The organism is Streptomyces sp. NBC_00029 (genome assembly GCF_045160505.1).
Taxonomy (GTDB): Bacteria; Actinomycetota; Actinomycetes; order Streptomycetales; family Streptomycetaceae; genus Streptomyces.
Map to the genome: position 1 here is coordinate 7,425,567 of NZ_CP108292.1, position 23,930 is coordinate 7,449,496.

At 72.7% G+C, this 23,930-nt stretch carries 21 protein-coding genes; 7 read left to right on the forward strand and 14 right to left on the reverse strand.

Annotation, left to right across the window (positions count from 1 at the left end):
• Nucleotides 1–29 precede the first annotated feature (29 nt).
• On the forward strand, nt 30–482 hold the full coding sequence (locus OG753_RS34290) for an SRPBCC family protein (RefSeq protein ID WP_405791314.1): 453 nt from the start codon (nt 30–32) through the stop codon (nt 480–482).
• 115 nt (nt 483–597) lie between these two features.
• Here OG753_RS34290 and OG753_RS34295 read toward each other — a convergent pair whose 3' ends face one another.
• The 5 genes from OG753_RS34295 to OG753_RS34315 form a co-directional block, all read right to left on the reverse strand.
• Nucleotides 598–2,172, reverse strand: coding sequence for an alpha/beta hydrolase (locus tag OG753_RS34295; protein ID WP_405791315.1), 1,575 nt, complete (start codon nt 2,170–2,172; stop codon nt 598–600).
• Nucleotides 2,173–2,361: 189 nt separating this feature from the next.
• The gene (locus tag OG753_RS34300; protein WP_327265540.1) at nt 2,362–2,829 is read right to left on the reverse strand and encodes a hypothetical protein; all 468 of its coding nucleotides are present in this window, start codon (nt 2,827–2,829) and stop codon (nt 2,362–2,364) included.
• A 103-nt stretch (nt 2,830–2,932) separates the two neighbouring features.
• On the reverse strand, nt 2,933–3,931 hold the full coding sequence (locus OG753_RS34305) for an SCO0930 family lipoprotein (RefSeq protein WP_327266997.1): 999 nt from the start codon (nt 3,929–3,931) through the stop codon (nt 2,933–2,935).
• Between the two features lie 136 nt (nt 3,932–4,067).
• Nucleotides 4,068–5,519, reverse strand: a complete 1,452-nt coding sequence (locus OG753_RS34310; RefSeq protein WP_327265541.1) for an NADH-ubiquinone oxidoreductase-F iron-sulfur binding region domain-containing protein — start codon at nt 5,517–5,519, stop codon at nt 4,068–4,070.
• Nucleotides 5,516–6,334 carry a hypothetical protein gene (locus tag OG753_RS34315; protein ID WP_327265542.1) on the reverse strand — a complete coding sequence of 273 codons (819 nt, stop codon included), beginning with the start codon at nt 6,332–6,334 and terminating at the stop codon, nt 5,516–5,518. Before OG753_RS34315 ends, OG753_RS34310 begins: the two co-directional genes overlap by 4 nt.
• A gap of 595 nt (nt 6,335–6,929) precedes the next feature.
• On the opposite strand from OG753_RS34315, the gene OG753_RS34320 reads away from it, so the two are divergent.
• On the forward strand, nt 6,930–8,225 hold the full coding sequence (locus OG753_RS34320) for a helix-turn-helix domain-containing protein (protein ID WP_327265543.1): 1,296 nt from the start codon (nt 6,930–6,932) through the stop codon (nt 8,223–8,225).
• A 468-nt stretch (nt 8,226–8,693) separates the two neighbouring features.
• Here OG753_RS34320 and OG753_RS34325 read toward each other — a convergent pair whose 3' ends face one another.
• The 4 genes from OG753_RS34325 to OG753_RS34340 all read right to left on the reverse strand — a co-directional run bounded on the left by OG753_RS34325 (nt 8,694) and on the right by OG753_RS34340 (nt 12,816).
• Nucleotides 8,694–10,076 carry a DUF1996 domain-containing protein gene (locus tag OG753_RS34325; protein WP_327265544.1) on the reverse strand — a complete coding sequence of 461 codons (1,383 nt, stop codon included), beginning with the start codon at nt 10,074–10,076 and terminating at the stop codon, nt 8,694–8,696.
• A gap of 9 nt (nt 10,077–10,085) precedes the next feature.
• On the reverse strand, nt 10,086–10,724 hold the full coding sequence (locus OG753_RS34330; RefSeq protein WP_327265545.1) for a DUF4142 domain-containing protein: 639 nt from the start codon (nt 10,722–10,724) through the stop codon (nt 10,086–10,088).
• A gap of 551 nt (nt 10,725–11,275) precedes the next feature.
• Nucleotides 11,276–12,001: a sigma-70 family RNA polymerase sigma factor gene (locus tag OG753_RS34335; protein ID WP_327265546.1), complete on the reverse strand. Its 726-nt coding sequence runs from the start codon at nt 11,999–12,001 to the stop codon at nt 11,276–11,278.
• Nucleotides 12,002–12,150: 149 nt separating this feature from the next.
• On the reverse strand, nt 12,151–12,816 hold the full coding sequence (locus OG753_RS34340; protein ID WP_327265547.1) for a hypothetical protein: 666 nt from the start codon (nt 12,814–12,816) through the stop codon (nt 12,151–12,153).
• Nucleotides 12,817–13,058: 242 nt separating this feature from the next.
• Between OG753_RS34340 and OG753_RS34345 the strand changes: the two genes are divergently transcribed.
• Together OG753_RS34345 and OG753_RS34350 are read left to right on the forward strand one after the other, a co-directional pair.
• A complete protein-coding gene (locus tag OG753_RS34345) occupies nt 13,059–14,276 on the forward strand; it encodes an MFS transporter (RefSeq protein ID WP_405791316.1) in 1,218 nt (405 codons plus the stop codon).
• Entirely contained in the window at nt 14,273–15,379 is a 1,107-nt protein-coding gene (locus OG753_RS34350) for a sugar ABC transporter permease (protein ID WP_405791317.1), read from the forward strand. Before OG753_RS34345 ends, OG753_RS34350 begins: the two co-directional genes overlap by 4 nt.
• 4 nt (nt 15,380–15,383) lie before the next feature.
• On the opposite strand, the gene OG753_RS34355 is transcribed toward OG753_RS34350, so the two are convergent.
• Nucleotides 15,384–16,592: an acyl-CoA dehydrogenase family protein gene (locus OG753_RS34355; RefSeq protein ID WP_405791318.1), complete on the reverse strand. Its 1,209-nt coding sequence runs from the start codon at nt 16,590–16,592 to the stop codon at nt 15,384–15,386.
• A 143-nt stretch (nt 16,593–16,735) separates the two neighbouring features.
• On the opposite strand from OG753_RS34355, the gene OG753_RS34360 reads away from it, so the two are divergent.
• Nucleotides 16,736–18,544 (forward strand): CoA transferase, encoded by a 1,809-nt coding sequence (locus OG753_RS34360; protein WP_405791319.1) that lies wholly within the window; start codon nt 16,736–16,738, stop codon nt 18,542–18,544.
• Complete coding sequence (locus OG753_RS34365; protein ID WP_405791320.1) at nt 18,541–20,205, forward strand: AMP-binding protein; 1,665 nt, start codon at nt 18,541–18,543, stop codon at nt 20,203–20,205. Before OG753_RS34360 ends, OG753_RS34365 begins: the two co-directional genes overlap by 4 nt.
• 250 nt (nt 20,206–20,455) lie before the next feature.
• Here OG753_RS34365 and OG753_RS34370 read toward each other — a convergent pair whose 3' ends face one another.
• Genes OG753_RS34370 through OG753_RS34380 form a run of 3 tightly spaced genes read right to left on the reverse strand, consistent with a single transcriptional unit; the run spans nt 20,456 to nt 22,724 of the window.
• Nucleotides 20,456–21,268 carry a metal ABC transporter solute-binding protein, Zn/Mn family gene (locus OG753_RS34370; RefSeq protein WP_327265553.1) on the reverse strand — a complete coding sequence of 271 codons (813 nt, stop codon included), beginning with the start codon at nt 21,266–21,268 and terminating at the stop codon, nt 20,456–20,458.
• A complete protein-coding gene (locus OG753_RS34375) occupies nt 21,226–22,092 on the reverse strand; it encodes a metal ABC transporter permease (RefSeq protein WP_327265554.1) in 867 nt (288 codons plus the stop codon). The genes OG753_RS34370 and OG753_RS34375 overlap by 43 nt, the downstream gene beginning before the upstream one ends.
• On the reverse strand, nt 22,089–22,724 hold the full coding sequence (locus tag OG753_RS34380) for an ATP-binding cassette domain-containing protein (protein ID WP_405791321.1): 636 nt from the start codon (nt 22,722–22,724) through the stop codon (nt 22,089–22,091). Before OG753_RS34380 ends, OG753_RS34375 begins: the two co-directional genes overlap by 4 nt.
• 252 nt (nt 22,725–22,976) lie before the next feature.
• Between OG753_RS34380 and OG753_RS34385 the strand changes: the two genes are divergently transcribed.
• On the forward strand, nt 22,977–23,396 hold the full coding sequence (locus OG753_RS34385; protein WP_405791322.1) for a molybdopterin-binding protein: 420 nt from the start codon (nt 22,977–22,979) through the stop codon (nt 23,394–23,396).
• Between the two features lie 22 nt (nt 23,397–23,418).
• On the opposite strand, the gene OG753_RS34390 is transcribed toward OG753_RS34385, so the two are convergent.
• Nucleotides 23,419–23,859 (reverse strand): molybdopterin-dependent oxidoreductase, encoded by a 441-nt coding sequence (locus OG753_RS34390; protein ID WP_405791323.1) that lies wholly within the window; start codon nt 23,857–23,859, stop codon nt 23,419–23,421.
• Nucleotides 23,860–23,930: the final 71 nt, after the last annotated feature.

Genomic DNA, 23,930 nt, shown 5'->3' on the forward strand with positions numbered 1-23,930 from the left:
ATCACAGGTAGTCGCACCGAGGAGCGGACATGTCCGGACAGTTCGAGGCGAGTGTGGAGATCGACAGGCCCGTGGAGGCGGTCTTCGCCTATCTCGCCGACGGGCGGCACGACCCCGAGTTCAGCCCGCGCGTACAGGAGATCACCAAGAGCCCGGACGGCCCCACGGCCCTCGGCACGGTCTTCCGCAGCACGGTCAAGGACGCCGGCATGAAGACCGGCCGTGAGTTCCGCATCGTCGGCTACGACCCGCCGCACCTGATCCGCTGGACGGAGCAGACCCGCAACCTCGTCACGGCGGAGGGCGGCTACGACCTCGAGGGCCTGCCCGGTGGCCGCACGCGCGTCCGGATCCACAACACCCTCACCGGCCACGGCATCGGCAAGCTGCTCGTCGGCCTCGCGCTCGGTGCGGCCCGCAAGGACGCCCCCGAATTCGGCCGCCGCATCAAGGCGGCCGCGGAGGCGTCCCTCCCGGGCTAGACCGACCGGGGTCCCCCTGATTCCCCTCGAGGCCCCCGGAGGCCGCCCAGAGGCCCTCCAGGGGCTCTCCCGGGCCCTTACGGAGCCCTTACAGGGCCTCTCGGTCCGACCGGCGTCAGAACCTGCCGGGGACGGACGGGAACGGCAGCGGCTTCGACGGCGCCGTCGATCCGCGCCGCTCGGCGGCGGCCGGCGGGTTCTGGCAGGTCACGTCCTGGGCGGGCAGACGGCCCGTGGACAGATACGCGTTGACCGGAGCGTTGGCGCAGGAGGTGGGGTCGACGAGGTACACGCCGTGGCCCTCACCGCCCGCCGCCAGCACCATCCGCGAACCCTTGAGGGCGCGGTGCAGGCCCTGGCCGCTGACGAGCGGGGTCTGGGAGTCCCACTCGTTCTGCACCGTCAGCACATCGGCCTTCTTGTGCATCGGCGTGGCCGCCTCGACCGGCCGGTCCCAGAAGGCGCACGGCTTGATGTTGGACGCGAAGTCCCCGTACAGCGGGTACTTGGCCTTGTCCTTCACCGCGTCCCGCTCGTACTGCTCGGAGTACCGCGGCCAGCTGCCGGTGTCCCCGCAGACCACCGCCCAGAACACGGCGGTGCCGTTGTCCGAGGCGGGCTCGGCCGCCGCACTGCCGGTCAGCAGCCGCTTGAGCTCCGGCAGGTCCGCGCCCGCGGGCAACGGCTTGCCCTCGGCCGCCGCCTTGAGGGCCACGACCATGGGGGTGGCCTGCGTCGGGTAGAAGAACGCTCCGCGCGCGGAGCGGATCATGTCCCCGTCGACCTTCATGCCGTCGAGCTCGATGGGCTCCTTGTCGGCGCGTGCCACCAGACCCCAGAACGTCTCCGACACGGCCTTCGGGCTGTCGCCCAGCCCGTACTCCGCCGAGCGCTCCGCCGCCCACTGCGTCCACCGCGCGAAGGCCGGCTCGGCCTCGGTGGCCCAGACCTGGATCATGCCGCGCCAGATCCGCTGCGGGTCCACACCGCTGTCGAGCACGAAGCGGTCCGTGCGGTCCGGGAACATCTGCGAGTACACCGCGCCGAGGTAGGTCCCGTACGAGTAGCCGAGGTACGAGAGCTTGCGCTCGCCCAGGACCGCACGGATCGTGTCCATGTCCCGGGCCGTGTTGCGCGTGGTGATGTGCGGCAGAACCGAACCGGCCTTCTCACGGCACTTGTCGGCGACGGTGCGCGCCCACGTCACGTCGGAACCGAAGGTCTCCGGACGGTAGGCGCGGTCGAAGTTCTGCTCGGTGTCGGTCAGTCCGCAGCTGATCGGGCTGCTGGCGCCCACCCCGCGCGGGTCGAAGCCGATGAGGTCGTACTTCTCCCGTACGTCCTTGGGCATCGCATCGTTCATGAGCAGCGGCAGGTCGAGACCGGAACCGCCCGGGCCGCCGGGGTTGAGCAGCATCGCGCCGTGCCGCTTGCCCGGGTTCTCGCTCTTGATCCGGGATATGGCGAGGTCGATGGTGCGCCCGTCGGGACGCCGGTAGTCGAGCGGGACCTTGAGCGTCGCGCACTCGTACGAGGCCGGCTGCTCGGGGCTGCAGCGGTGCCAGGCGGGTTTCTGCCGCAGGTGGTCCGCGGCCGGGGCGGCGGAGGCCTGCGTCGCGGAGAGCAGGGGCACGGTGGTCGCGATGAGTCCGGCGGCGGCGAGCAGCGGTGCGAAGCGTTTCAGGCGCACTGAGCCGTTCCTTTCGGTGAAGTCGCTTACGCGTCCACCTTGTTGCACCTGAAGCCCGGCCGAATCATCCCGAAGGGTCGTGCTCTGTGCTCCTCACGAACGAGCCGACAACAGGACAGGTGGCCGACACGCCGCAGTCGGCCCCCGGTGGTGCACCGGGGGCCGACGTGTGCGGGTGGTCCGGGAGCCTCAGTGGCTCCCACCGTGCTCTTCACCGGATTCCAGGGTGCCGCCGAGCCGTCCGCGCAGTGCCGTCAGGGCCTCCGCGGTCGGCGCGGTGACGACCCATCGGTCCCCGACCAGGTAAGTGCCGCCGTACATCCGGGCCTCGGTCAGCCAGGAATGCAGTCCCTGCTCCGCGGCGAAGGTGACCATGCGGTAGACGACCTGCCCGGCCTCACAGCCGCCCTGGCGCAGTTCCTCGGCCTCCACGTTCACTTCGGCCGTGCAGCCGATGGCCGTGGCGATCTCCTCGAGGGACTTTCCGGGCGTCTTCGGCGCGGACTTGTCCGCCCCCGCCGAGGTGTGGTGCGTCTCCGCCTTCGCCTTCGCGGTGCAGCCGACGCACAGCAGCGCGGCGATGCACACCGCGGCGACGGCCGGAAGCGACGGGCGGATCCGCCGGGCGCGGCCCGTGCGGCGGTCGGTGGACGGCATGGCGACCTCTCTGGCTGATGGGGGAGGGGCCGTGGCGCCCGGGTGGGGAGGTACCCGGGCACCACGCGTTTCGGGGGGAGGACCGGTGCGCCGCAGGGGGGACCTAGCCGACGACCTTCGCCTTCTTTCCCTTGTCGGTGATGGCGAACCAGAGGCCCTTGTTGTTGTGTCCGGTGGTGTCACCGGGTTCCTTGTCCCCGGTGAACGAATAAACCGGCCAGCAGTCGATGGTCAATTGCTCGGTACCGTCGGGCCGCTTGACCTTTCCGATCAATTCGGGGGCGATTCCGTTTACCTTGTCCTTGTCGACCGGCTTGGCGGGCTTCCAGGTGTCGGTGCAGGCGTCCACACAGCCGATCTTCATCGGCCAGGCGCTGTCCTTGTCGAACCGGTAGAGCGTCTTGCCGTCCGCGTCCTCGACGAGGGTTCCGAGTTCCGCGTTCTGTACGGCGTTCAGTTCGCCGCCCTTCGCCGCGGCGTCCGTCTGCTCCTCCTCCTTCTCCTCCTTCTCCGCCCCGGCGTCCGCGCCCTTGGCCGCGCCGGCCGGCTTGCCGCCGGGCCCCAGCACGTGCCAGGTTCCGCCGACGCCCTCGCCGAGCGCGTCGCCCGCCTTGGCGTCCTTGGCGTAGCGGTAAACGGGCCACCCCGCGATGGTGAGCTGCTTGGTGCCGTCCGCCCGGTCGACGGAGCCGAGGAGTGCCTCGTCGATCCCCGCGCTGACCGAGGCGCCCTCCGCGGCGACCGCGGGCCACGCCGCGGCGCAGTCCCCCTCGCAGTTGGACTTGGGGGGCTTGGGGGTGTCCTTGTCGAAGCGGTAGAGCGTGAAGCCCTCGCTGTCGGTGACTCCGGCGCCCAGGCCCTGGACCTCGCTCACCTTCAGCTGTCCGGCCGGGCCGGTCTTGCCGGCCTGGCCCACGGGGACCGCGCCCGAACCGCTTCCGGCGCCGCCGCCGTATACGTCGCCGTAGGGGGATCCGACCTGTTTGCTGTCCCCCACCGGCTGGACCGTGTTTCCCTTTCCCCCGTAATTGTCCGAGCTTCCGCATGCGGCCGTCATCATCAGTACCGCGACCGCCGACCCGGCGAATATCTCACGACGCATTCTCTTCACGATCTCTCCTTCAGGTTCGGTTCCGCGTTTCCTTGCCCCCGGTAATTGATACGGGGCCCGCAGCGGCGGAAGCGGATATCCATGCGAATTTGTCAGATCGCGCCAAGATTGAACCCGGGGTATTGGTTCAGTCCTGGATGCGCAGTGCGAGGGCCGGGCAGCGCCGCACGGCGCGCTGCGCCTTCTGCCGCAGCTGCGCCGGTACGGGCATGGACGCCTGGGCGGGGAAGCCGTCCAGGTCGAGCCGCACCACGTCGGGCAGGACGTCCACGCACAGCCCGTGCCCCTTGCAGAGCGTCCAGTCGACCACCAGCCGCTCCGGACTCACCTCGTCCTCGGGCAGCGGAAGGGCGCCCAGTACCCGCCTGCCGCAGCCGCTGCCGAGCGCGTGGTCCCGGAACTCGTCCGGGAAGGTCCTGAGTGCCGAGGCGACGAAGGCCGAGGTGCCGTCGGGATGGCTGCACGCGCCGCGCTTCAGCACCGCCTTCATCCGCAGCTCCAGCATTTCGAGGGCGGGTCTGCCCCCGCCCCGGATGGCGTCGTCCAGTACGTCGGCTATGGCGGGCAGCCCCCGTACGCAGGGGCCGCACTGGCCGGCCGACTCCTTCGCCATCCAGCGGGTCACCCGTGCCACTTCGCCGGCCGGGCAGGTGTCCATCGGCAGGGGCAGCACCGCCCCCGCCCCAAGCCGCGCGCCGAGCCGGTCGAGCGACTCGCGTGACACCTCGGCGGCGCGCGCGGACGCGGGGTCGAGCCACTTGCCGTGATAGCCGCCGACCAGGACGCCCTGGCCCGGATCGGTGCCGCACAGTTCCAGGATGTAGGAGAGCGCGGCCCCGCTCGGCGTCTCGACGACCGTGGAGCCGGCGACGGTGAGCAGCACGGTGCCCGGCTCGCTGGGCAGGCCGGTCGTACGGTAGTCCAGCGCGCCGAGCCGGGCGGCGACGGCGAGCTGGGCAAAGGTCTCGGTGTTGGAGAACAGGGTGGGAAGGCCGTTCAGACCCCGGTCACTGGTGCGCACCTTCTGTCCCGAAGGCAGCGTCGGGCCGCCGTTCAGGCCGTTCACGTGCGCCGTTCCCTCTCCGGTGACGAAGCGCTCGGGCAGCCGCGTGATCTGCACCCGGCGCCCGGCCGGGCCGCGTTCCGCCACGGCCTCCCGCAGCGACTGCTCCACGTCCCCCCGGGTGACGCCCACCACGACGTCCTCGGAGTTCAGCGCGGCGGCGGCCAACAGGGCCCCGTCGAGCACCAGGTGGGGAGCGTGCAGGAGCAGCGCCGTGTCCTTGAGGCAGCTGGGCTCGCCCTCACTGCCGTTGACGACGACCGCGGTCTGCCCGGTCCCGGCGCGTGCCGATCGCATGACGGCACGCACCTTCTTCGCGAAGGGGAAGCCGGCTCCGCCGCGGCCGCGCAAGTCGATGTTGTCCGCGAGGTCGACGAGTTCGTCCGGCCGGTAGCGCGGCAGCGAGCCGTGTGTCGTCAGATGGGCCACGCGGTCGAGCCGCGCGGCCTGGTCGAGTCCGGCGAGGAGCCGGGGGGCGCCCACGCAGCCGAGGCTGGGGCGCGTGTCGTTGCTCACATCCACTGCTCTCGGCTGATGAGCGTCTCGGCGTCCGCAGTACTGCCGGCCCGGCTCGGTGCGTACACGGCGGTACGCGGCGGCTGTTCGGGCAGGGGCGGCAGGAGGGGTCCCGCGGACCCCGCTGTGACCGCCGCGGCCGGCCGCGAACCCCGCCGCGGCCGGGGAACGGTGGCCTTGAAGGGCGTCTGCGGCACGGGCTGGGGAACGGGCGGCCGTGAGGCCGCGTCACTTATCCGCATCCTGACGCGCAGCACGAGCACCCCCGCGATACCGAGGAGGCACAGTCCGTACGCCACGGTCACCCAGGTGTCGGCGGCGCGGCCCGACTTCAGTCCGTGTACCAGTGAGGCGCCCCACGCCGGATAGGCGCCGAAGTGCAGGGCACGCCACAACAGCGAGCGCCGCTTGGCGGCGAACACACTGCGGGTCGCACCCGAGATGGCCACCGCAAGGAAGAGGTAGCCCGCGAGGGAGCCGAGCCCGACCAGAACGGGCCGGGCGTCGTCCGTGAACGGCACCATCGCGGAAGCCGCCGTCGTCCGTTGTTCCGCGACCTTGACCCAGATGTGCAGGGCCAGGAAGCCGAGGCCCGACACGGCGAGGCCGCGGTGCGCCCCCTGGGCGAGCAGCCGGTGGCCCGAACCCAGGATCACCCGGTCGGTCGCGGCCAGTCCCCAAAGGACGGTGGCGGTGAGAGAGACGAGCGATATGACGCCCGCCCCGAAGTCGAGAAAGTCCCAAAGCTGGGTGAGGGCGCCCGCGCGGGCAGCCACGGTGATGGCCACGATGGCCGCGCCCACGGCGCAGAGCACGCCGGGGCTCAGCCTTCCGGCCTTGGGCAGGAGGGAGGGCCGTCGCAGGGCCCTCCTTCCGGCCGTCGGAGCCGCTGCCGCGTGACGGCTTCTGCGGCGGGCTCTGTGTGAGCTGGGCATGTGAGGCTGGGGCAGGGGCATCCAGTTCTCCTGTGCGCCTGGGCTCCGAGCACTCCACCTGGCGCTCGGCACCCGGGGGTTGTTGTCGTCTGTGCCCGGCAGCGCTGTGAAACTCCGCGCCGGCCGAGGGAACTTGGGGCCGGAGTGCAGCAGCATCGTGGAGCTGCACAGCAGCTCCACAGGATTTATCGAAACGTGATAATTTCTCGCACCGCGTCTCCTGTGCATCGAACAACACCGGAAGATTCCCCTCCAGCGGAGGTTGCGACAGGCCACCGCGCCGCCAGCCACCTACGCGTCCCCGACGGTAAAAACAAAGCAAAAGAACGGGACCGTAAGTGGTCGGACCTCTCCAGGAGGGAGTACGAGGGCCGCAACTCTCGTGTCAGACAAGGAAGTTGGCATGGGACGCAACCTCGGCGGGCTTGTCGCTCTTCCCCGGACAAGCCTCACCCCGGCACGAACGAGGAAAACGATGTGTGAACTTCTGAACCGCATCTGGTCCCGCCCACGCGGCGAGTGGACGCGCGTCCTGCGCAGGGAACTCCCCGCACTGGCCGCCGAGATAGTGGAGGAGCTTCTGCATGGAATTCCGGAATTTTCCGCACTTATCGATGACAACGATGCCATTGATGACGAGTTGTTCCGGCAGCGGGTGGAAGAGGCACTCCTCACCGTCCTCGGCTACCAGGAACAGCCCCGGGAACAAGCACCGGACGAGCACGATGAACGGGCCGAGAGCGAGGACGAGATCGAGAACCACGTCAAGGTCGAGAACAAGTTCCGGAAGAAGACCGGGCGCGCGATCGAGCACGAGATCGGGCACGAGATCGCGGCCATGGAGGAGTGCGAGGTCACGCACGAGGGCCGGCACGAGGGCCTCCGCGAAGCCCGCAACGGCGGTATCCGCGAGGTTCGGCACGAGGGCCTCCGCGAGGTTCGGCACGAGTCCCGCCGCGAAGGCGCCCGCGGAAGCGACCGGGCGCGGCAGGAACTCTTCAAGACCCTCACCGATGACAGGGCCGCGTCCGACATGTCCCTCAGCGAGCTCGCGGAGGCGGCCGACTGGCCCCTCCCGCCGGCCGTGCGGGCGATCGTGCCGGCCACGCCCGGCGAGACCCAGCAGCTCGCCGCCGTACTGGACCACTCCTTGGTCGGCATGTTCGCGGGCCGTCCGTGCCTGCTCGTCCCCAGCCCCGACCCGGACACCCGCGGCCCGCTGGAACACGTGCTGCGCGGCCGGTTCGCGGCCATCGGTCACGCGGTCCCGCTCCGCGACACCGCCTCTTCATTGCGCTGGGCGCTGCGCCTGTCGGCACTGACGCCCGCCCGCCCGGGTCTGGAGGCACGGGCCGTCTTCGTCGACGACCACCTCTCCACCCTGTTGCTTCTCCAGGACGAGCCGCTGGCCCACGCACTCGCCGCCCGATGGCTGCGTCCGCTGGCCGATCTGACCCCCCGGCAGAGTGAGCGGCTGGAGGTGACGCTGCTCGCCTGGCTCGAGGGCGGCGGGGCCCCGGAGGCCGCGAAGGCGCTGAGCGTTCATCCGCAGACCGTGCGGTACCGCATGCGCCAGCTGGAGAAGCTCTTCGGGACCGGCCTGCGGGACCCCCGTACCCGCTTCGAGCTCGAAATGGCCCTGCGCAGCCGCCGGCTGATGGCGCAGGTGCGGCGTCAGCACTCGCGGGTGGGCCGCAGGGCCGCCCGTGTCATCCAGGCCGACTTCACCCCCTTGGTCGTCGGCCGGATGGCGCGCGTCAACGGCCTCTGACCCGCAGCGCAACGCAGTCCGGCCCGGCCCCGAATCTCGGGGCCGGGCCGGACTGCGTTGCGGTTGTGCTGCTCTGCTTCGCACGGTGCAGAGGCCGTCCCGCTCGTTCATCGGCCGGAGGCCGTCACACCATCACGCCATTGCGTCGGCTTCGTCGTGTCTCCTGCGTCCCACGAACCTCACCAGGCTTGCGGCATCACTCACGCGTACATCTCATCAAGTCTGCTGCGTCCCACGGACCTCATCACGCCGGCCTCGTCACGCGTATGTCCTTGCCGTACCATCACGCCCACGTCGTCGCCGTACAGAACGACGTGTACGCCGCCGGGGCGTTCGGCGGCGTACACGCACGTGCGGTGTTGGCCCGAAGTCGGCTTCGGACCAACACCTTTCCCGGGCGGACGCGGTGGTGGAGGAGGGGAGCGTCCGGCCCGGGAGTGGAGGGGGTGTCCCCGCCGCCGTGGGGGATCAGCGGCAGGTGCGTCCTTCGTTGATGCAGCCGACGGCCTTGTTCATCAGGCCGTTCGACATCACGTTGATGAAGTCGTCGTGGTCGGTCACCGGCTTGTGGAGTTGCTCGGGGAAGCTGTCCACGGCGAACCGGGCGCCCGGAGCCACCCCGTAGGTGAGGCGCATCACCAGCTGCGGAATGGCCTTGAAGCCGTTCTTGCAGCGGCCGTTCTTGTCCGGGAAGGCCACGTGCGTGCGGTGGTTGGCACTGTCGATGTTCTTGCCGTCCCAGCAGCTCTGGAAGGTGAAGCTGCGCACCACGTCGCTGCCCTTCGGGCAGACCGGGTACTTGTCCTTCAGCTGGCGGTTCTCGAACCCGGTGCAGCTCCACGAGGCGTTCGCGTTGGCGTTGCCGTTGGTGAAGGCCTTGGCGTCACCGGTGATGATGCGCATGAAGCGGGGCATCGCGGTGACCTTGCTGACGGGGCTGCCCTTGAAGGTGATCGACACCTGCTTCGGCTGGAGGATGGTGCCGACATTGCCGTCCTGGCCGCCGCCGGGCGCCTTGGCGTCCCGCTCCACCTTGCCGTCGCGCAGGCGCAGCACGGGCCAGTAGTAGCTGGACTGGTCCCCGTTGCCGCAGGTCGTACCGGACTTGGCGAGGCTGTCGTTGGTGGAGAACGCGTCGGTGGAGTTGTTGCCCACGTAGTCGTGCATGTGGTGGGCGCCGTTGGAGACGCCGGGGGCGACGATGACGTTGTCGGGGTTGAAGTGGCCGTTCTCGTTGCGGCCGCACTGCGAGGAGAATGATCCCTTCGAGGCGTTGCCGGCCTGGGCGGGGTTGCGGACGTTCGGCTTGACCTTGGTGATGTTGACGAAGTCGCTCTTCGACGGACCGCCCTTCTGCCCGCCGGCCTGGGCGGCGACGCCCTGTTCGCCCTTGCTCGCGGCCGCTGCCGCGGCGTCGTCCGCCGCGGGCGCCTTCTTCATCGTGCAGGCGCTCAGGGACTGGATTTCCTTGGGGCGTTCGCCGGCACGTCCTATCGCGTCGGCCATGCCCGCGATGGTCTTGTCCCGCTGTTGCTTCAGATCGCCGAGGAGGGCGGCATCGCCCTTCGCCTGGCCGGCGGCGAGCTGCTTGTAGGCGTCGGCCACCTGGTCGTCCAACTTGGCGAGGTTCTCGTCGACCTCGGGCTTGGCCTGTTCGGGGACCGCGGTGAGTTTCTCTCCCACGTCGGGGCAGTCGATCGTGGATGTCATCTCCGTCGCACGGTTGCCGTCCTGGCCGGCGGACGCGTTCCCGGCGACGACGGCGACTCCGCCGCCGCCCAGTACGAGCGCGGAGATCACGCCCAGGAGCTTGTTCGACAGCCGTGGGCGTTTGTGGCCCTTTTTACTCATGCGATCACTTCACTTCGTCGGTTGGGCAGTGTCGGAAACCGCGTCGAAGTCGACGAGTCCGGTGTCTTCGAGGACCGTGATGTGGTCCAGCACGGTGGCGTTGGCGGAAGTGGCCAGGGCGCGGACCATGGAGTTGCGGGTCTGCGCCCGGATCCCGGCCAGCAGGGCGAACACCTTTCCGTGAGCTCGGCGCAGCAACTGGACGAACAGTCGTTCGTACTCCTCTCCGCGGGCAGCGCTGAGCTGGCTCAGCCATTCCTGCTGCTGCGGGGAGGGCTGGTTGGCCAGGTCGACGCCGAGCGCCTGGCCGGTCTGGATGGCCAGCCGGTCCAGTTCGGTGTGGCCGTCGATGAGATGCTGACCGGCCGTGCGCACGGTGGGGCGCGTCCCGCGCTGCTGCGCCTGACGGCCTGCGGGCAGTTCCCACAGTCCGGCGAGCCGGACCTTGCGGACGAAGTCACGGTCCGCCGCGGTGAGCGGTCCGTAGGCCGTGCTCAACGTTCCGCCGCCGTCGTCATCGGCCGCCGGCCCCGTGGCGGCGGCCGAGGCCCGGCTGCCGAAACTGTCCACGGGTATCAAGAGCGCGATCAGGGTGAGGGCAAGGGCGGTGATGACAAGGCCGCTTCCGATCGTGTATCTCGTGGCCATCGACAAGCTGCTGATGGATCTCCGCCGCAATGACAGCACTGTGCCTCCTCGCTCCAAGGGCCGGGAGGGGTGGCGGGGCAGGAGGGTCCGCACATGCCGTGCGGTGCACACCCGCATTCCCGGGGTGTGACGGGACGCTAGTGCCGGGCGTGGCGCCGCTGCCGGAGGACATCACCATCGGACAAACATCCTGGCGCTTCCGCGGAAGGCTGATATCTTGCCGCGCGTCCGGCCGTACACAGCGCGCCGCCGCCCCGTCATGCCTTCGGGCGGCCGGTACGGGGCGCAGCATTGCCGCAGATCCGGGCGAATCGGGTCAGTGAGCCGGGCCGGGAGCCCCGCCGAGATCCGTGCCACTCATGCGCCGTGCATCAATTTGCGTACAAAGAGCGGCTGTTGGGCTCCCGCGCGGCATCGCTGGTCGTACCGGACCCGTAGGCGGCCGCGGACGCGGTCCGCGCCGAGCGGGCCACTTCACATCGGTACGGCGCGGGAGGGCCGGTGGGCGCGAGCGGCGCCCGGCCGGCCCTCCCGCCGGCCCTCCCCGAGGATCAGGCGAGCGCTGCCGCCGCCGTGAGCATGCGCTCCCCGGCCGCCCGGGAGGGCCCCGGGGATCCCGGAGTGCGGTCCTGCCGCGAGACCGGCGGCTCAGGGGCAGGCCCGGCCGGGCGGGTGTCCGTCAGAAGGGCGATGAGGGAGGTGCGGGCACGGGCGACGCGGGAGCGGACCGTACCGATGGGGCAGCCGACGGCCGTGGCCGCCTCGGCGTAGGACAGCCCCAGCAACTGGGTCAGGACCAGGGCTTCCCGGCGCTCGGACGGGATCACGGCGAGCAGTTCCGCCAGGGCGATGCCGTCCTCGAAGCCCGGCACGTCGTGCGGCTGGGTCTGCTCGGCGGCCGTCTGCCAGTCGCAGCGGTCCGAGAGTCTGGGCCGGGCGGCCGCGTGGCGGAGGCTGTCCACCACCGTGCGGCGGGCTATGGACAGCAGCCAGGTCCGCGCCGAGGAACGGCCCTCGAAGCGGGGCAGGCTCGCCAGCGCACGGAGGAAGACGTCTTGGGTGAGGTCATCGGCCGCCTGGGCGTCGGCGCTGAGGTAGGCCACGTAGCGCCAGACGTCGCGGTGGAGCGCCCGGACGAAACGGTCGGTCTTCACGGGATCGCCGTCGCGGGCGTCCAGCGCCAGCCGGGTCACCTCGGCATCGGCGTCGTGGGTGCGCCGGGCCGCCGGCCGGCGGCCGGTGGTACAGGAAGAAGGGGTCGTCAGGGCAGGAGTCATCGCCAAAGGGTCCTTACGGGCAAGGGGTGTCCGGCGCCACGAGCGGCGGGGCCGGTGAGGAGCTCGGCCTGCCGGAAGGCATGACCGATGCCCGAGGCGCGGTGTGCGGGCGCGAGAGCGGTCGCGGACACGGCTCGGGGAACCAGCTGTCAGAGGACAGCGGTTCCCGTCGGCGGACCCCGTGAGGTGATGGCGTGGACGAGGAAGAGCCGGCGGGGCGCACGGTGCCCGCGCCGACGGCGGATCCGCGGGCGCGGCCGGTGCGCGGGAGCGGCCGTACGGAGCAGCATCCGCAGCGGGGTCCAGAGACGTCCGGCGACGGCGCGCACCACGCGGAAGGCGGCCCGCTCGCCGTGGGCGAGCCACAGCCCGCACAGCACGGCGGCCAGCAGGTGCGCGGCCAGCATCCCGGCCGGAGACATGGCGGCCGCTTCGTGCATGCCGCCCGGCAGCGACCCGCCGGTCATGCCGCTCATGCCGGTCGCGGCGTCCGCCGTCTCGTGCAGGGCGTGGTGCACGTGGCCTGCGGTTTCCGGTATCGCAGCACCGCCCGGCGGCCGCGACATCTGCCCGGATCCGGTCGTCGCGGCGGGCCGGACGAGGGACTGGGACAGGCTGAAACCGGTGTGGAGCACCGCCTGTACGGCGACGGCCGCCGTGGTGACGGTGAACAGTCCGCGCTCACGGCCCGCGAGGGCCCACGCCGTCGCCGCCGTGCCGGGCAGCGCGACGGCCAGGGCCCACCAGGGCACCGCCGCCCCCGACATGAGCAGGTGACCGGTGGCCGCGAGCAGCACGCAGAGGGCTGCGAACATCGCAGCCCTCAAGGCGCGTAAGGAGCGGACCGGGTTCATGGAGGGCTCATCCTTGCACCGGCCTCTCGAGCCGCACATGGGGGTGCGCACTTCCGGACAAGTTCCCGCGTCCCGCCTTGTCGTGGCAGGCCGCCCGACTCGTGTGGTGCAGGGCACAACCAGGAGGGGGAACCGGCCCCCCGCTCCATCCGACTGCCTACCCGCTCGATCACAGAGTTCAACGTCCTCGGAAGGGAGACTTCGTGGCGGCGGAGGGGACGGCGACCGCATCGCCGGCGGAGAAGGACGGCGGGGCGGGGCGGCAGTTGACCGCACTCCTCACCTGCGCCATGGCCTTCTCCATGCTTCAGCTGTTCCTCCTCGGGGCGCTCGGTCCGCGCCTGGTGTCCGAACTCGGAGTATCACCGACGGTGTTGGGGCTGACGACCACGATCGGCTTCGGAACCGCCGCCGTCCTGTCCCCGGCAGGGGGCCGGATCGTGGACCGGATCGGTCCGCGGCGCTCACTGGTGGTCCTGCTGCTGGTCTCCGCGGCGGCGCTCGCCCTGATCGGCTCCGCGCCCGGCCCCGGGCTGCTGCTCGGGGCCGTCGCACTGGGCGGCGTACCGCAGGCCCTGGCCAACCCGGCCACCAACAAGGCCGTCCTGCGCGCGGTCCCGCCCGCCCGGCGGGGCGCGGTGACCGGGCTCAAGCAGTCCGGTGTGCAGCTGGGCGCCTTCGCCGCAGGACTGCCGCTCGCGCTGCTCGCCGGCGGCATCGGCTGGCGGGGCGCGGTCTGGACGGGCGCCGGCGCCGCCCTGCTCGCCGGACTGTGGGCGCTGCGCGTCCTGCCCGCCGACCCCGCCCCGCCGCCCGCCGGGCCCCGTACGGCGCCGGCCCCGTGGGGGATGGTGGCCTGGCTGGCACTCTTCTCCCTGTTCCTGGGCGCCGGAATCGCCTCGGTCAACACCTATCTCGCGCTCTTCGGCGCGCAGCGGCTGGGCATGGGCCCGACGACGGCCGCCGCCCTGGTCGCCGTACTGGGCGTGGCGGGGATCGTGGGCCGGGTGGGATGGTCGAAGGCGGCCCGGCCCGGGCGGGCCGAGTGGCTCCCGGGCTGGCTGGCCTGCGGGGCCCTGGCCGCTGCGGTTCTGCTGGCGGCCGCGCTGGTGGCGGGCCCGCTGGTGTGGGCCGGGGCGATCGCCGCCGGTGTGTTCGCCGTCTCCGGCAACGCCGTCTCGATGGTGCTGGTCATGCAGCGGGCCGCCCCGGGCCGGGCCGGACAGGACTCGGCGCTGGTCGCGGCCGGGTTCTTCGGCGGATTCGCTGTGGGCCCCCCGCTGTTCGGCCTGCTCGCGCAGAGCGGACGGTACGGGCCGGGCTGGCTGCTGGTGGCGGCGGAGTTCGCGGCGGCGGGAGCCGTCGCGTTCCTCTGGGCCGTACGGGACCGGCGCGAGGCCGCGGCATGGGCGCGGGCATGAGCGCGGGCATGGGCATGGGCATGGGCGCGGGCGGGCCCGCAACCGGAACCCGGCGGGCCCTCGCGGCCGTCATGGAGCGGGTGGCGGTGACCGCGTCGGACGTGGGCGCCCGCTTCCCGCTCTACGCCCAACCGGACGACGGGCGGTGGACGACCACCGGGCGCGGTTCGTGGACCGGCGGGTTCTGGGCCGGGCTGCTCTGGCTCAGGGCGCGGTACACGGGCGACGAGGCCGACCGGAGCGCCGCCGCCGCGTGCACGGCCCGGCTCGAACCGTGGGTGGGGGCCGACACCGCCACCCGCGGCCTGATCCTCTGGTACGGGACCGCGCCGGCCGGCGACGACGCCGGGGCCGCAGCGCTCCGGGCCCGGGCCGCCCGGGCCGTCCTGGCGGCCCACGACGACGAACTGGGCATCGTGCCCTGGGGGGATGCCCTCGGCGGCCCCCGCTTGCTGGCCCGGGTGGACGGTGTGCCGGGGACCGTACCCCTGCTGGCCGACGCCGGGCCGCAAGGCCTCGTGGCGGCCGCCGCCCACCTCCACCGCCACCTCGACCTCTGCCTCGGCGCGAACCCCCCGGCGCTGCGGCCCGCCCTGCGCTTCGACGCGGGAGCGGGCTGGCAGCCCTGCGAGGATCCGCCGCCGGGCTGGAGCCGGGGACGGGCCTGGCTGCTGCTGGCGGTCGCCGACGCCCTGCTGCGCCCCGGCCTGGCGGCGGCCCTCTCCGCCGCCCGGCTCGACGAGGCGGTCGAACTCCTGCTCCCGCCCGGCGAGTTCGTGGTGCCGGCGGCCGACTCCGCCCGCCCGGACGGGCCGCTCGACACCTCGGCCACCGCGATCACCGCGGTGGCCCTGCTGAAACTCGCCCGTGTTCCCGGCCCCCGGGCGGGCCGGTGCGCGGACCGGGCCGGAGCGATCCTCTCGTGCCTCGCGGAGAGCCATGTCACCGGCAGGGACTCCGGGCGCCCGCCCGGGATGCTGCTGGACGGCTGCTACGACGCCGGGCAGGGGCTGGCGGTCCGGCACGAACTGATCTGGGGCGATTTCTTCCTGGCGCTCGGTCTCGCCGCCCTGCACGGGGTCGTCGACATCACCCGCGTGTAGGAGCTCACTCAGGGGCATCGCCGTCCTGCCCGTACGCGCGCAGGACGCGGCGGGCCACGGAGGTGATGTGCAGCTCGTCCGGCCCGTCGAGGACGCGGGCGGCACGTCCGGTACGAAAGAGCGCCGGCAGCGGGGTGTCCGGGCCGAGCCCGGCGGCGCCGTGCACCTGGATGGCGGAGTCCGCGACCTGCTGGAGCATGCGCGCGGCCGCGACCTTGGCGAGTCCCACCTCCGTACGGGCGTCCCGCCCGGCACCGACCAGTGCCACCGCCTCGTGGACGAGGGGGCGGGTGGTGCGCAGCGCGAGCAGGGCGTCGAAGACATGACTCTGGATCAGCTGCTGCTCGGCGAGGGGGCCGCGGGACCCGTTGCGGGTGGCGGCCCGCTCGCACATGAGGTCGAAGGCGCGCTGGGCCTGGCCGAGCCAGCGCAGGCAGCGCAGCGTACGGCCGAGCTGGAGCCGCTCACCGGCGATGGCGAGCGCCCGGCCGGGCTCGCCCAGGAGGTGGTCCGCCGGGACCCGGACCCGGTCGAGTTCGATCTCGTACTGGCCGCCCGTACCGAGGACGGGCAGTTCGCGCACGACCCGGAATCCGGGCGACGCGGTGGGCACGAGCAGCAGCGACAGCCCCGCGCGGTCACCGGCGTTGCCGCCGGTGCGGGCCATGACCGTCACCAGGTCGGCGCCCGCGGCGCCGGAGGTGAACCACTTGCGGCCGGTGACGAGCCAGCTGCCGTCCGGCCCCCGCTCGGCCCGGGTGCCGGTCCCGAACGGGTCGGTGCCGGGCACGTCCGGCTCGGTCATCGCGTAGCAGGTACGCATCTCCCCGGCGACCAGCGGCTTCAGGTACGCCTCACGGACCGAGTCCCCCGCATGCCGCGCCAGCATCGTCACATCCAGCAGCGGGGCGGAGCCCAGGGCGGCCGGGCCGTGGTCACTGGCGCCCTCCGCTTCGGCCAGCCCGGCGTATGTCCGGAAGTCCAGGCCGCCGCCGCCCAGTTCCGCGGGGAGCGGCAGGGCCCAGAGACCCTCGTCGCGAGCCCGGTCGCGCAGCGCGGCCAGTGCCTCGGCCGCCTCGGGGCCGCCCCCGTCCAGCACCGCCTCCCGGGGGATCACCCGGGTATGGACGAAGCGCTCGATGCGCTGCCTCAACTCCGCCGCCCCGGCGTTCTGTTGTGCGAGCGAGGCATGGTCCGTGCTCGGATCCGTCACTGCTTTCCTCCTCATTCCCGGGAACTCGCCGGAACGGACGACCGACTGACTGTTCGTGGAACTGGTCGGGTGCGCACGCTCCCGGGTTCCCGCGATTCGGCAAGACCCGGGCGCGGCCACCGCCGCGCCAGGAGAGGAGAGGCATGGCGTCACCAGCAACCACGCAGACGGTCCGGCCGCTCGACACACTGCGCTTCGACACATCGGGGCCATCGCAGATCACGAGCGTGGTCGCCGACCACCTGCGGCTGCTCGGCGCACGGACGGACCACCCCGCACCCGGGGACGCGTCCGCCGCCGGCACCACCGTCACCGGGTTCACCACGCTCACGGGCGGCGGTTTCGACCCGGCGCACGCGACCGTCACGTGGGCGGATCCCGCGAGCGGGCTCGTCGACGAAGCCACGGTGCAGGCCGCCACCGGCGTCATGGCCGTTCACGGCCGGCGCGACGGCAGCCCCCGCGGTCTGGCCGTGGACTACGCGGCCACGGCCGCCGGGGTCCTGACCGTGCAGGGCCTGCTCGCGTCCCTCGTGGGCCAGGCCCGTGGTGGCGCCGCCCGCGCGGTCACCACCGGTGCCGACCGGGCGGGGCTCCTCGCGGTGTCCCAGTACCTCGCCGCCGCCGGGGCGGACGAGGGCGAGGCCGCCGAACTGGCCCCCGGAGGTCCTCCGTTCACCTCCGCCGACGGCATCCTCTTCGAACTGGAGACGCTCGATCCGGGAGCCTGGGCGGCCTTCTGGAGGGCACTGGAGGCGCCTGCGGAGGCCTTGCGGGCCGGCTGGCGGCCCTTCCAGTTCCGCTACGCCACCGCCTGCGCCCCCTTCCCGGCCGCCCTCCACCTCACGGCGCGCAGCCACACCTGGGAGCGGATCCGCCGGGCCGCGGCGGCCTACGGCGCCGAGGTGTGCGCCCTGCGCCCGCTCGCCGAACGGGCGGCGGAACACGATGGCGCGGCTCCGTGGGCGCTGGCGCCGACGGTCACCGGACGTCTCACCGCCCGGTCGCACCGGCTGCCCGGCGCGGCACATTCCGGCGGACCGCTGGCCGGGCTGACCGTCCTGGAGGCGGGCCGCCGCATCCAGGCACCGCTCGCCGCGCACCTGCTAGGCCGCCTGGGCGCCGACGTGATCCGTATCGAACCTCCGGGCGGCGACCCGCTGCGCGGCATGCCCCCCGCCTGCTCCGGGATCTCCGCGCGCTGGCTCGCCCTCAACCGGGGCAAGCGGGCCGTCGAGATCGACATCAAGAGCGAGGCCGACCGGCGACGGCTGCGGGAACTGGTCGCCGGGGCCGACGTCTTCCTGCACAACTGGGCGCCCGGCAAGGCCGCCGAGCTCGGCCTCGACTCCGAGGACCTCGCCCGCGTCAATCCCGCGCTCGTCTACGCGTACACCAGCGGCTGGGCCGACCGCATCGAGGACGCCCCCATGGGCACCGACTTCATGGTGCAGGCCCGTACGGGCGTCGGCGAGGCCGTCCGCCCCGCGGGAGAGGCCCCGGCGCCCTCGCTGATGACCCTGCTCGACGTGCTGGGCGGGCTGCTGGGCAGCGAGGCCGTCCTCGCCGGACTGCTGCTGCGCGAACGCACCGGGCACGGCGTACGGGTGGACTCCTCCCTGCTCGGCGCGGCCGACACGCTGACCGCCCCCGCCCTGCGCCGGGCGGCCCGCGGCGAGAACCCCCGGCGCCCGGCCGGGTTCCGGGTCCCACTGGCGACGGCGGACGGCCTGCTCGCGCCCGCCGATGCCGATGCCCGCGCCGCGGCCTCCCACGACCTGGGCGCCCTGTCCACGGCCGAGGCCCTGGCCCGGCTGCGCGCAGACGGGCTGACCGCGACCGCGGTCACCACCGAGCTGTCCGACCTGCACCACGATCCGCGCTTCACCGGCTCGATCAGCCGCGACGCGCACGGCGCCCCCGCAGTCCCCGACCCCTGGAGCTTCGCATGACCGCCGACAGGCTCGTACTGCGCGACCTGCTGCCCGCCGAACTCCGCCGGTCCTGGGTGGTCGACGGGACCTGCCCCGATCTCGACCTCTACAGCCTGTTCCGGGCCCGTCAGATCGCCGACCTGCACCGGACGGCCGTCATCGACGCCAAGGGCAAGCTCTGCTACACCGCCCTGGACCGCAAGGTCCGATGTCTGGCCACCGGCCTGAGGGAGCTCGGCATCGGCCCGGGCGACGTGGTCGGCGTACAGCTCCCCAACCACCGCAATGCCGTCATCGCCGATCTCGCGCTGGCCGCGCTCGGCGCGATCGCGCTCCCCTTCCCGGTGGGCCGGAGCGTCCTCGAGGCCGAGTGCCTGCTGCGCCGCGCCGAGGCCGTCGCCGTCATCGCGGCGACCGAGCACCGGGATTTCCGGCACGCGGCCGATCTGAGCACGCTCACGGGGGCGCTCCCGGCCCTGCGCCACGTCATCGCGGCGGGGAGGCCGGGATCCGTGACTGAAGGAACGATTCCGCTGTCGGAGCTGCTGCGCTCCGACCCCAGCGGCTTCGTCCCGGCCCGGCCCGACCCCGACAGCGCCGCACGCATCCTCGTCTCCTCCGGTTCCGAGGCCGAGCCGAAGATGATCGCGTACTCGCACAACGCACTGGCCGGCGGCCGCGGGAACTTCCTCGCCTCCCTCATCCCGGACCGGACCCCGCCGAGCTGCCTCTTCCTCGTGCCGCTCGCCTCCGCCTTCGGGTCCAACGGCACCGCCGTCACCCTCGCCCGGCACGGCGGCACCCTCGTCCTGCTCGACCACTTCACCCCGGAAGCGGCGCTCGAGGCGGTGCGCGAACACCGGCCGACGCACATACTCGGCGTGCCCACCATGGTCCGCATGATGCTCGAACGCCTCGACGGGACGGGCGAGAAGCTGCCCGCGCCCACCGCACTCGTCCTCGGCGGGGCCCCGCTCGACGCGACCACCGCGGCCGCCGCGGCCGAGGCCTTCGGCTGTCCGGTGGTGAACCTCTACGGCTCCGCCGACGGCGTCAACTGCCACACGGGGCTCGGCAGTCCTGTGCCTCCCGCCGATGGGACCGGAGTCGTCGCGGGTCATCCCGACCCCCGGGTCGCCGAGATCCGGATCGCCGACCCGGACACGCACGAACCGCTGCCCGACGGGGCCGTAGGCGAGATCATCTCGCGCGGCCCGATGACCCCGCTGTGCTACGTGGGCGCCCCCGACCTGGACGCCCGCTACCGCACGCCCGACGGCTGGGTCCGCACCGGTGACCTCGGTTACCTCGACTCCGACAGCGTCCTGCACATCGTCGGCCGCCTCAAGGACATCGTCATCCGCGGCGGCGCCAACATCAGCCCGGCCGAGGTGGAACGCGTCCTGACCGCGCACCCCCAGGTCCGGGACGTGGCGTGCGTCGGCGTCCCCGACCCGCTGATGGGGGAGCGGCTGGCCGCCTGCGTGGTGCCCCGGGGCGGCCAGCCCCTCACACTCGCCTCCCTCGGCGAACACCTCACGCGGCGCGGGCTGGAGCGGTCCAAACACCCCGAGCGGCTCCTGCTGATCGCCGAACTCCCCCTGACGGCGGCCGGCAAACCGGACCGCGCGGCGCTGCGCGAACGCCTCACGGCCCCCCCGCTCGCCCAGGCCGGCTGACAACCGCCCCGGCCGCCGGATGGGTCACGGCCTCCGGCGTGGGTCATGGTGGCCGAGCGCCCCGCGGGCGGGCGCTCCGGCGCTCCGGCGGATGGCCGGTTGACGCGGGAGCGCGCGCGGATGGGTGCAGCGGGTCGGGAGCGAGCCGAGGGACACACGAACGGGGCCGGGCGAGGGAGCGGGGCGGGATCGCCCGCTGCCCCCGCCCGGCCCAGGCTCGTGCCGTCGAGCGGCTGGACAGGTGCACGACCTAGGAAGCGCCCATGGCCTTCTTCAGCTCGGCCGCCGCGTTGCGGTAGACCGCCAGCAGATCCAGGTCCTCACCCGGGTAGTTGACGATCTTCACCTGCTTGGCGCCGGAGTCCGGCAGCACCGTGCCGGTGGACATGTGCGCGTTGTCCAGCACCAGCTCCGGCTTCTTCGCGGAGAGTTCGGCCAGCTGCGCCGGGGTCACGGCCTCGGGCCCGTACGTGCCCACCGTGGTCGCGCCCGCGAGCTTCGCCGACCAGGCGGTGAACACCTGCGTCACGACGGACGGGCTGCGGCCGCCGGGCCAGCCCGCCTGCACCTCCTTGTTCAGCTGCGCGTACTGGGTGTCGAAATCCGTCTTCCACCGCGTGGCGGCGTCGCCGGTGCCGAAGAGCCCGGCCAGCCTGGCCACTTCGGCCGCCGCCTTGTCCGGGTCGTTGTCGAGGTTCACCTCGACCAGTTTGGCCTTGGAGCCCGCGGCCTCCTTGATCTTCGCGGCGTACGGCTCGAAGGGCGCGTAGAGCACGAAGTCGGCCTTGGCCACGGCCGCGAGGTCCGACGGCTTGGGATCGTAGTCCGGGGCGTGGTGCACGGACTGCGGCACGATGACCTTGACGTCCTCGGCGCCCGCCGCCTTCGCGAACGCGCCCTCCCAGGTGGTGGTGACGACCACGACCGGCTTGGCGGCCTGCGGGTTCACGCCCTCCTGGGACTTCGTGTCCTCGGGCGAGGGGTCGTTCCCGCAGGCGGCGGTCAGGAGCAGCGCCGCGCTCAGTGCGAGGAGGGAAGGGATACGGACGCGGGTGCGCGCCATGAGCTGATTCTCCGTTCGGGTATGAAATGCACCGCGAGGACCAGTGCCCCCGCGGTCAGGACGAGGACCGGGCCGGGCGGCCAGTCCAGCCACAGGGCCAGCAGGAAGCCCGTCAGGTTCACCACGACGCCGATGCCGACCGCCCACAGGGTGATCGACTTCAGCGAGTTGCCCAGCCGGCGCGCGGCGAGTGCGGGCAGCAGGGTCAGGGCGTCGACGAGCAGCGCCCCGGTGAGTTTGATCGCCCCGGCGACCGCGATGGCGACCAGTACCAGCAGCGCGGCCGTCAGCGCCCGCACCGGTACGCCGGAGCACTGGGCGAGTTCACGGTCGTACAGCAGCAGGCCGATCTCGCGCCGCCGCCACCAGAACAGGCCCGGCACGACGACGGCCAGTACGCCCAGCACGACGAGGTCGGCGGTGCCCACCGACAGGATCGACCCCCACAACAGGGCGAAGGCGCCGGAGGCGTTGACCCCCGACACGGCCAGCAGCAGGAGTGCCGCGGCGATGGCCAGGCTCATCAGCAGGCCCATCGCCCCCGACAGGCCGTCCGGGGTGCGGGCGAGCGGGGCCACGCCCGCACCGGCCAGCGCGCAGGCCACCAGCGCGCACAGCATGGGGTCGAGCCCGGTCAGCAGTCCGACGGCGATGCCCAGCAGGGCGACGTGCATCATCGCGAACCGCACCGGCATGATGTCGAGCCCTACGATGACCACCCCGATGACCGGCAGGCCGATCGCGGCCAGCAGCAGGGCCGCGCCGGCCCGTTGCACGGGCAGCAGCTGGAGGAGTTCACCGAGGTCGGCGGCGGCGAGGATCACCGCACCTCCCGCAGCCGGCCCGCGGCCATCTCCAGTACGCGGTCGCAGCGGTCGGCCAGAGCCCTGTCGTGCGTCACCACGATGAGGGTCACCGGCAGGGAGGTCAGGACCTCCGCGGCCTCCGCCTGCCCGTCGAAGTCGAGGGCGGCGGTCGGCTCGTCCGCCAGGAGCAACTCGGCTCCCGCGGCGATGCACCCGATGGCCCGGGCCAGGTACATCCGCTGCAGCTGGCCGCCGGAGAGCGTATGCAGGGGGCGCCCGACGAGCGGCCCCACACCGAGCCGCTCCGCTGCCTCGGCGGCCTCCGCGGGCGCGTTGCTGGCGGCCAGCAGTTCGGCGCCCAGCAGGGGGAAGCGGCCGGCGGCCGGCTTCTGCGGGATCCAGGCGCAGGCCCGGCGCCGCCAGGCCCACTCCGCGGGCGAACGGCCCTCACGGCCGCCCACCCGGATCGATCCCGTCGTCTGGCGGTGCAGACCGAGGACGGCGCGCAGCAGCGTCGTCTTGCCCGAGCCGTTGGTCCCGGTCAGTGCCACGCGTTCACCGGCGGCGATCTCCAGATCGACGTCGGCGACGGCCTTCATCCGGCCGTGCCGGCACACGACCTCCCGCATCCGCACGTCCAGCCCGCCCATCACACACCTCCTCCGCTGCGCGGGAAGGCGAAGCTCCGCCTCCCACGGGGGAGTAGTCGGATGCGGGGCGCCCGGGGTTCCCGGCCGGCCGGGACCGGTTCCGTACGTACCGCCCCGTGGGGCGAGCCGGTCGGGTGGTTCTGGTGCGCGGGCGCGAGAGGGACGGCGCGGACCGGGCCGGATGGCCCTACGGTCTCTCCCGTGCGGCCGCTCCGGACCGCACCGCGCGCCTACGCAAGAGGTCGAACCTTCATGAGTCTCAGCATCCGCAACCAGATCGCGGGCACCGTCACGGCCGTCACCGTCGGCGAGGCCATGGCGACGGTCAAGGTCCGTCTCGAAGGAGGCCAGGAGATCACCGCTGCCATCACCGCCGAATCCGTCAAGGACCTCGGCATCGCCTCGGGTTCGAAGGTGAAGGCGCTCGTCAAGGCCACCGAGGTGGCCCTGGCCACCGGCCCGGTCGAGAACATCTCCATCCGCAACCAGATCACGGGCACGGTGGCCGATGTCGCGGCCGGCCCGGCCATGGCCGCCGTGAAGGTCAACGTCAGCGGGGGCGAGCTGACCGCGGCCGTGACCGCGGACGCCGTCGCGGCGCTCGGCCTGATGGCCGGATCCTCCGTCGTGGCGCTGATCAAGTCGACCGAGATCTCCCTCGCCACCGCCTGATCCGCACCGCGCTCACCAGGGCTCAGATGCCCGGCGCCGCCGGGGCGCCGAACCACACGTGCGTCACCGCGCTGACGTAGCGCGCCCCGCACCGGTCCGAGGGGACCACCAGCTGCGCCCCGCACTCGTCCAGGTCCTCACCGTCCAGACGGGTGGCCAGCAGTACCGGGCTGTCCCCGAAATCGGCGTCCAGCTCGGCCCAGGCGAGGACGGTGTGGTGGCCGTCCCCGCCGCTGACGGTCAGCAGGAACCGAGATCGGTCCTTGCGGCGCCGCGCGTCGAAGCCCGGCCCCGCGCTCGCGACCACGTCGCGCAGCAGCACGCCCTCGAAGACATGGTGCTGCGGGCCGTTGGTCGCGCAGTCGAACACCACCTCGGCGCGGTGCCGCGCCCATTCCCGCAGGTCCGCGACGCTCAGCAGGGCCGGGCGGTCCAGGTCGCCGTGCAGCATGAGTGTGGCCATACGGATCCGATGCCCAGATGTCGCTGTTCGGGAAACGCATATGCCACTCGTGTCTCACTATCTGAGTCGCA

Excerpts from the sequence above, each read along its gene's own strand:
- OG753_RS34290 (WP_405791314.1), top strand. The coding sequence starts at position 30 with ATGTCCGGACAGTTCGAGGCGAGTGTGGAGATCGACAGGCCCGTGGAG.
- OG753_RS34300 (WP_327265540.1), bottom strand. The coding sequence starts at position 2,829 with ATGCCGTCCACCGACCGCCGCACGGGCCGCGCCCGGCGGATCCGCCCG.
- OG753_RS34305 (WP_327266997.1), bottom strand. The coding sequence starts at position 3,931 with ATGCGTCGTGAGATATTCGCCGGGTCGGCGGTCGCGGTACTGATGATG.
- OG753_RS34320 (WP_327265543.1), top strand. The coding sequence starts at position 6,930 with ATGTGTGAACTTCTGAACCGCATCTGGTCCCGCCCACGCGGCGAGTGG.
- OG753_RS34325 (WP_327265544.1), bottom strand. The coding sequence starts at position 10,076 with ATGAGTAAAAAGGGCCACAAACGCCCACGGCTGTCGAACAAGCTCCTG.
- OG753_RS34330 (WP_327265545.1), bottom strand. The coding sequence starts at position 10,724 with ATGGCCACGAGATACACGATCGGAAGCGGCCTTGTCATCACCGCCCTT.
- OG753_RS34335 (WP_327265546.1), bottom strand. The coding sequence starts at position 12,001 with ATGACTCCTGCCCTGACGACCCCTTCTTCCTGTACCACCGGCCGCCGG.
- OG753_RS34340 (WP_327265547.1), bottom strand. The coding sequence starts at position 12,816 with ATGTTCGCAGCCCTCTGCGTGCTGCTCGCGGCCACCGGTCACCTGCTC.
- OG753_RS34350 (WP_405791317.1), top strand. The coding sequence starts at position 14,273 with ATGAGCGCGGGCATGGGCATGGGCATGGGCGCGGGCGGGCCCGCAACC.
- OG753_RS34360 (WP_405791319.1), top strand. The coding sequence starts at position 16,736 with ATGGCGTCACCAGCAACCACGCAGACGGTCCGGCCGCTCGACACACTG.
- OG753_RS34365 (WP_405791320.1), top strand. The coding sequence starts at position 18,541 with ATGACCGCCGACAGGCTCGTACTGCGCGACCTGCTGCCCGCCGAACTC.
- OG753_RS34370 (WP_327265553.1), bottom strand. The coding sequence starts at position 21,268 with ATGGCGCGCACCCGCGTCCGTATCCCTTCCCTCCTCGCACTGAGCGCG.
- OG753_RS34380 (WP_405791321.1), bottom strand. The coding sequence starts at position 22,724 with ATGGGCGGGCTGGACGTGCGGATGCGGGAGGTCGTGTGCCGGCACGGC.
- OG753_RS34385 (WP_405791322.1), top strand. The coding sequence starts at position 22,977 with ATGAGTCTCAGCATCCGCAACCAGATCGCGGGCACCGTCACGGCCGTC.
- OG753_RS34390 (WP_405791323.1), bottom strand. The coding sequence starts at position 23,859 with ATGGCCACACTCATGCTGCACGGCGACCTGGACCGCCCGGCCCTGCTG.